This window comes from Pseudomonas agronomica, from assembly GCF_025917275.1.
Lineage (GTDB): Bacteria > Pseudomonadota > Gammaproteobacteria > Pseudomonadales > Pseudomonadaceae > Aquipseudomonas > Aquipseudomonas agronomica.
This window is the reverse complement of the sequence record NZ_JAOSHO010000316.1, coordinates 1-6,071: the sequence shown is the minus strand read 5'-3', so window position 1 is coordinate 6,071 and position 6,071 is coordinate 1. Positions and strand designations below refer to the sequence as shown.

Annotated in this window: 8 protein-coding genes; 3 read left to right on the top strand and 5 right to left on the bottom strand. The window is 61.2% G+C overall.

All coding sequences use genetic code 11. The annotated features are described in order from the left end of the window. Positions 1 to 85: 85 nt before the first annotated feature. The 3 genes from OC610_RS19350 to OC610_RS19340 form a co-directional block, all read right to left on the bottom strand. Positions 86 to 1,321, bottom strand: a complete 1,236-nt coding sequence (locus OC610_RS19350) for an RNA polymerase sigma factor (RefSeq protein WP_264429934.1) — start codon at positions 1,319 to 1,321, stop codon at positions 86 to 88. An 88-nt stretch (positions 1,322 to 1,409) separates the two neighbouring features. Beyond that, positions 1,410 to 1,754, bottom strand: coding sequence for a YciI family protein (locus OC610_RS19345; RefSeq protein ID WP_264429932.1), 345 nt, complete (start codon positions 1,752 to 1,754; stop codon positions 1,410 to 1,412). A gap of 56 nt (positions 1,755 to 1,810) precedes the next feature. Continuing rightward, on the bottom strand, positions 1,811 to 2,245 hold the full coding sequence (locus OC610_RS19340) for a YybH family protein (protein ID WP_264429930.1): 435 nt from the start codon (positions 2,243 to 2,245) through the stop codon (positions 1,811 to 1,813). A gap of 142 nt (positions 2,246 to 2,387) precedes the next feature. On the opposite strand from OC610_RS19340, the gene OC610_RS19335 reads away from it, so the two are divergent. Both OC610_RS19335 and OC610_RS19330 read left to right on the top strand, forming a co-directional pair. Continuing rightward, a complete protein-coding gene (locus OC610_RS19335; RefSeq protein ID WP_264429929.1) occupies positions 2,388 to 2,912 on the top strand; it encodes a GNAT family N-acetyltransferase in 525 nt (174 codons plus the stop codon). Beyond that, positions 2,906 to 3,508, top strand: a complete 603-nt coding sequence (locus tag OC610_RS19330) for a pyridoxamine 5'-phosphate oxidase family protein (protein WP_264429927.1) — start codon at positions 2,906 to 2,908, stop codon at positions 3,506 to 3,508. Before OC610_RS19335 ends, OC610_RS19330 begins: the two co-directional genes overlap by 7 nt. A 36-nt stretch (positions 3,509 to 3,544) precedes the next feature. Here the strand turns inward: OC610_RS19330 and OC610_RS19325 are convergent, their stop codons facing one another. After that, on the bottom strand, positions 3,545 to 4,033 hold the full coding sequence (locus tag OC610_RS19325) for a GyrI-like domain-containing protein (protein WP_264429926.1): 489 nt from the start codon (positions 4,031 to 4,033) through the stop codon (positions 3,545 to 3,547). 80 nt (positions 4,034 to 4,113) lie between these two features. Beyond that, the gene (locus OC610_RS19320; RefSeq protein ID WP_264429924.1) at positions 4,114 to 4,776 is read right to left on the bottom strand and encodes a LysE family translocator; all 663 of its coding nucleotides are present in this window, start codon (positions 4,774 to 4,776) and stop codon (positions 4,114 to 4,116) included. Positions 4,777 to 4,982: 206 nt separating this feature from the next. Between OC610_RS19320 and alaC the strand changes: the two genes are divergently transcribed. Further along, positions 4,983 to 6,071 (top strand): alanine transaminase (gene alaC, locus OC610_RS19315; protein WP_264429922.1); only part of this gene is annotated, 1,089 nt, incomplete at its 3' end.

The window sequence follows — 6,071 nt, the reverse complement described above, 5'->3', positions numbered from 1 at the left end:
AGTGGTTTTCGGTGTTTCGAAAATCCGAGGTCTGCCATCAGTTCCCTTTGTGGGAGCGGCGCACCGCCGCTCCCACAGTAGTTCATCATGGCAACCCGGCAAGCCGTGCTTGGATAAACCGTCGCTCCGGCAACTGCTGCGTCAGTTCAAGTGCACGCCGGTACGCCACCCTCGCCTCTTCAACCCGCCCCAACTGCCGACAGAACTCCGCCCGTGCCGAATGGGCCAGGTGATAGTCGGTCAATTCGCCCCTGCCCAATATCCCGTCGACCAGGTTCAATCCAGCCTGGGGCCCGTCGCGCTTGGCCAGGGCGGCCGCCCGGTTGAGTTCGATCACCGGTGATGGCACCGCGCGCAAGAGTACGTCGTAGAGGCCGACGATCTGCGGCCAGTCAGTCTCTTGCGCCGTCGGTGCTTCGGCGTGCACCGCAGCGATCGCCGCTTGCAGGCAATAAGGCCCGAACCGCCGGGTATTGAGCGCCGCCTCGACCATGGCGCAGCCTTCGGTGATCATTGCGCGATCCCACAGCGACCGGTCCTGCTCGTCCAGCAGAACCAACTCGCCGGTCATTGAGGTTCGTGCCGGTCGCCGCGACTCGTGCAGCAGCATCAACGCCAGCAACCCCATGACTTCAGCTTCCGGCAACAACTCCATCAACAGGCGCGCCAGGCGAATGGCTTCGCGGGTCAGGTCTTCGCGGGTCAATTCGGCGCCCATCGATGCCGAATAGCCCTCGTTGAACACCAGGTAAATGACCCGAAGCACACTGTCGAGCCGCTCAGGCAGCTCCGTGCGGGACGGCACCTGATAGGGAATCTTCGCGTCGCGAATCTTTGCCTTGGCTCGCACGATGCGCTGGGCGATGGCCGCAGGCGCGGCAAGAAAGGCCCGGGCGATTTCCTCGGTGGTGAGGTCGCAGACTTCACGCAGGGTCAACGGCACCTGTGCATCTGCCGCGAGGGCCGGATGACAACAAGTGAAAATCAGCCGCAGCCGATCGTCTTCCACGTCTTCATCGCTCCATTCGGTTTGTTCCAATTCTTCGAGCTGGGCAATCAGCATGGGCTGCGAAGCGGCGAAGCGCGCCCGCCGACGCAGGCTGTCGATTGCCTTGAAGCGTCCGGCCGAAACCAGCCACGCCCGCGGGTTATCTGGCACACCGTCGCGCTGCCAGCGCTCGACCGCGATGAAGAAGGCCTCGTGCAGGGCTTCTTCAGCGAGATCGAAATCCCCCAGCAGGCGAATCAGGGTCGCCAGGATCCGCCGCGAATCCTGGCGATAAACCTGCTCGACCCGCGCCTTGACCGCTTCGGCCGGCATCAGGCGGACAGGCCTTGGGTCATCGGCCTGATGGCCAGGCGGGAAACAGGCTCAAGCCTCATGAAAGCGCTCCTGTGGAGATGAATGTTCAGGGATTCAGTTGCCGCACGGGCCGGACCTCGACGCAGCCAACCCGGGCCGCCGGTATGTTGCCGGCAACCTGGATGGCTTCGTTCAAATCCTTGGCGTCGATCAGGTAGAAACCCGCCAGTTGCTCCTTGGTTTCGGCGAACGGGCCATCGGTAATCGACAGCTTGCCGCCGCGCATGCGCACCGTGGTGGCGGTCTGCACCGACTCCAGGGCTTCGGCCGCGATCATCCGGCCGCTGCCCTGGATCGATTCGGCGTAGGCCATGCACTCGGCGTCCTCGGGACTGTCCGGCGAGTCATGCAGGACCTGTTCGTTGCTGTACACCAGGCATAAATACTTCATGGAAAACTCCGTGATCGGACTGATCGACAAGGATGGCAGGAGCGCACCGCAGCCGCTCAGGGCTGCAGGTCGAAAATCGCCGTCCCGGCCATCGGATCGAACGGCGCCGACCAGTGCTCATGGACGATTTTCCACTGCCCGGCCGAACGTTTGTAGCACGCCGTTACGCGCATCCAGCAAGCCTGCTCCTCGCCTTTGTCATTGGTGCCGCCGCAATAGGCCAGCCAGTGGGCGAACGCGATAGTGTCGGCTGGCGTGATCTGCACCTGATGGAAATCGAACTTGTGCGGGCCGGGGCACATTTCCATGCAGGCCTCCCAGTGCGCCCGGTAGGCGACCTTGCCCTTGAATTGCAGGGCCTGGATGGCGTCGAACGAGACAATGTTGTCGTCGTAGAGCGCCATGACTTTTTCCACGTCCTTGGCCATGACAGCCTGGCGATAGGTGTCGATCAGCGCCTGGATTTCGGTTTCGGTAGCTTGGGTGTTCATGGTGGTTCTCCGCAGTTTTTTTGTTAGAGACATCCTTTGTCGTTTGGAGAAACGGCGAATCGACAGCCAAACAAAAATAATCCAAAGAAAAAATTTCGCTAGAATCCAAGGCCCATTCTGTCGGCAAACAACGGACGTTTTGATGACCGCCCAGCTCGTGCCTTATGAAGACCTGACCCCGCTGCAACGGCAACAGGTCGAATCCATCGAAATCCACCCTGAACAAATCAAGTTTTCCGGCGACATCCACGGCGCGTTGCACACCCTGCTGTCCAAGCCCGGCCCAGGGGTCAAGGGTTTCGCCTTGCTGGCCGGCGAGGTGCCGGTGGCGTTCCTGCTGCTCAAGCGCCCGCCCGTGCTGCCCGCCTGGGCCAACGAACACAGCGCCACCCTGCACGCCTTGCAAGTCGACCACCGCGCCCAGGGCAAGGGCTATGGCAAGGCCTGCCTGCAAGCACTACCCGCCGTGGCACGGGCAGCGTGGCCGGAAATCAAGGGATTGGAGCTTTCGGTCGATGCCGACAACGACTCGGCCATCGGCCTTTACGCCCGGCTGGGCTGGGTCGACAGCGGAGAAGCCTACAAAGGCCGCATCGGTTATGAGCGGCGGATGGGGTTAGTGTTTCAACCAGGCGGATCAGCCGCCGGGAGGACTGATCCATGTTGACCTCGATTGAACATCTGGAAGCGATCTACGGCCAGCCCCATGAGCGGGCAGTGCGCAAACAGATCCCTTTTCTCAACGAGGATTACCAGGCGATGGTCCGGGCCTCGCCAATGGTGATCATCGGCTCGGCAGGGCCTGATGGCTTGGACAGTTCGCCCCGTGGCGACGCACCGGGTTTCGTGCAGATCCTCGACGAACACACTCTGGCGCTCCCCGACCGCCCGGGCAATAACCGCATCGACACCCTACGCAACGTCCTTCATGACCCTCGGGTGTCCCTGCTGTTCATCATCCCCGGAATCGGTGAGACGTTGCGAGTCAACGGCACCGCGCGCATCAGCGTCGAACCCGAGCTGCTCGAGCGCTTCGCTGTCAAGGGGAAGTTGCCTCGCACGGTACTGCTGATCGCGATCGAAGCGGCGTTTTTTCATTGCTCCAAGGCTATCGTACGCTCAGAGCTCTGGAACCCTGAGCGCTACCTTGATCGCTCGGCAGTTCCCAGCGCCGGAGCGATCCATAAGCGTTTGAATGAGGGGTTCGATGCCGAGGCTTATGACCGTGAGACACCTGCGCGGGTGCAGGCCAGCCTGTATTGAATAATCCTCTTCGCGCCTGAGGACGCATAGGGCGGGTTACTTTGGCTTGAGGGGAATCCAGATTTCCAGGCTGCCTTCGCCGGTCCGGGGATTGAAGTCTTCACTGTAGCGCTCGAATTCCGGCTCGTCCGCCGCCTGGTGGCCGGACTTCGGAAGCCATTCTTTCCAGATGTACTGGAACGTATCCGGCAGATTTTTCAGCGCCCCCTTGTGCTCGAACACCGCGTACGGTCCGGGCTGGACCTCTATCCAGCGGTATTGTTCGGGTAGGTCGTCGAGCCGGCTGATTTCCACCCCGGCAATGTATTCGAAGCCTCCCTTGCCGTCCGGATTGCAACACACCCCGTAGGTGACTTCGTTTTTCTGCCCCGGCACCTTGCCGAGCCAAGGCAGGAATTTTTCCCAGAGCAGCGGGATGTCTTGGGCGGTGTCCTGGGTAAAACGCGCGCCGAAACCGGCGATTAGCTGAAAGCGTCCCTGTTCAAAGCGCGGCTCGCCTGCGTTAACGCGTTTTTGCGTTTCCATTGCTTCAACACTCCGGAAAACTTGAAGTCGGGGCTTGGCAGTATAGAAGCCAAACCGTGATTGCCAGGCCGTTTCGCTTGTCAAAGGCCGGGCACAACGGCCGTGACGGATTTTCCTACAAACTCGTTGTAACCAGAAACAATCACATACACGGCGAAATAACAGAAGATCGCCGCGGATGCCCAATAGGAGTAGCGCAGCAATTTGTCCCCCAACAATTTTCCGCCCTGGGTCGCCGCCAGGCACAGACCTGCGCTCCAAAGCAACCCGGCGCTGAGAAATCCTCCCAGGAACAACGCCGAACTGAGCACAGTGCCACCACCGGAGCGGGCGATCAGCGTCCCGCCCACCGCCGCGAACCAGAGAATGGCGCTCGGAGATGACATGGCGAGGAAAATCCCACGGAAAAATTCCTGCCGCGGCGAGTTGCCTCGGGTCTCGCCGGCCTCGGCCAACACCGCATGATGATAGATCGCTGAATGAACCATCTTCGCGGCGAAGTACAACAACAGGACCGAGCCGCCAATCCACAGCACCCAGCGCACCGTGTCGTATTGCAACAACACAGTCATCCCGGCCAGCGCCAGGACCGCATAGATCAAATCCCCCACACAGGTGCCCAGGCCCAGGGCAAAGCCTTGGAAATAGCCGCGCTGCATCGCCAGGGTAATCATCGCGATATTGGCCACGCCAATGTCCAGGCACAGCGAAAGGCTCAGCAGGAAGCCGCTGGAAAATTCCATCATTCGTTCCATCAAGATTGGGTGTGCAGTGTTCACCGATCCACGGGCCTTCGATGGCACCGTCGCCGGGGCAACAGTGTCGTCGAAAATAGTTCGACGCGGCTACTGGACAATCTGATATCAGCCCGATTATCTTGCGCCGCAGGCCACCGCAGTGGCCAACGTCGCTCGGACGGTTCCGGGCGCTCACGTATCTCGAGGCAACAATGGCCGAACAAGGTTCGCCGCGCCGCTTTGCGCGCATCGATCGACTCCCCCCGTACGTATTCAATATCACTGCCGAGCTGAAGATGGCTGCGCGTCGGCGCGGCGAAGACATCATCGACTTGAGCATGGGTAACCCTGACGGCGCCACGCCCCCGCACATCGTGGAAAAACTGGTCACCGTCGCCCAGCGTGAAGACACCCACGGCTACTCCACGTCCAAAGGCATCCCACGCCTGCGCCGCGCCATTTCGCGCTGGTACAAGGACCGCTACGAAGTCGATATCGACCCGGAAAGCGAAGCCATCGTCACCATCGGCTCCAAGGAAGGCCTGGCGCACTTGATGCTGGCCACCCTGGACCAGGGCGACACGGTGCTGGTGCCCAACCCCAGCTATCCGATCCACATTTACGGCGCGGTGATCGCCGGCGCCCAGGTGCGTTCGGTGCCGCTGGTGCCCGGCGTGGACTTTTTCGACGAGTTGGAGCGGGCCATTCGCGGCTCGATCCCCAAGCCGAAGATGATGATCCTCGGCTTCCCCTCCAACCCGACCGCGCAATGCGTGGAGCTCGACTTTTTCGAGCGGGTGATCGCCCTGGCCAAGCAATACGACGTGCTGGTGATCCACGACCTGGCCTACGCCGACATCGTCTATGACGGCTGGAAAGCCCCGTCGATCATGCAGGTGCCCGGCGCGAAAGACATCGCGGTGGAATTCTTCACCCTGTCCAAGAGCTACAACATGGCTGGCTGGCGCATCGGTTTCATGGTCGGCAACCCGGAACTGGTCAGCGCCCTGGCGCGGATCAAGAGCTACCACGACTACGGCACTTTCACCCCGCTGCAAGTCGCCGCCATCGCCGCCCTCGAAGGCGACCAGCAATGCGTGCGCGATATCGCCGAGCAATACCGCCAACGCCGCAATGTGCTGGTCAAGGGCCTGCATGAGCTGGGCTGGATGGTGGAAAATCCAAAGGCGTCGATGTACGTCTGGGCCAAGATCCCCGAGGCCTACGCGCACTTGGGGTCACTGGAATTCGCCAAGAAGCTGTTGGCCGAGGCCAAGGTCTGCGTCTCGCCGGGGGTGGGG

Coding starts and splice junctions, on each gene's coding strand:
- OC610_RS19350 (WP_264429934.1), bottom strand. CDS start 1,321: ATGCCGGCCGAAGCGGTCAAGGCGCGGGTCGAGCAGGTTTATCGCCAG.
- OC610_RS19345 (WP_264429932.1), bottom strand. CDS start 1,754: ATGAAGTATTTATGCCTGGTGTACAGCAACGAACAGGTCCTGCATGAC.
- OC610_RS19340 (WP_264429930.1), bottom strand. CDS start 2,245: ATGAACACCCAAGCTACCGAAACCGAAATCCAGGCGCTGATCGACACC.
- OC610_RS19335 (WP_264429929.1), top strand. CDS start 2,388: ATGACCGCCCAGCTCGTGCCTTATGAAGACCTGACCCCGCTGCAACGG.
- OC610_RS19330 (WP_264429927.1), top strand. CDS start 2,906: ATGTTGACCTCGATTGAACATCTGGAAGCGATCTACGGCCAGCCCCAT.
- OC610_RS19325 (WP_264429926.1), bottom strand. CDS start 4,033: ATGGAAACGCAAAAACGCGTTAACGCAGGCGAGCCGCGCTTTGAACAG.
- OC610_RS19320 (WP_264429924.1), bottom strand. CDS start 4,776: ATGGAATTTTCCAGCGGCTTCCTGCTGAGCCTTTCGCTGTGCCTGGAC.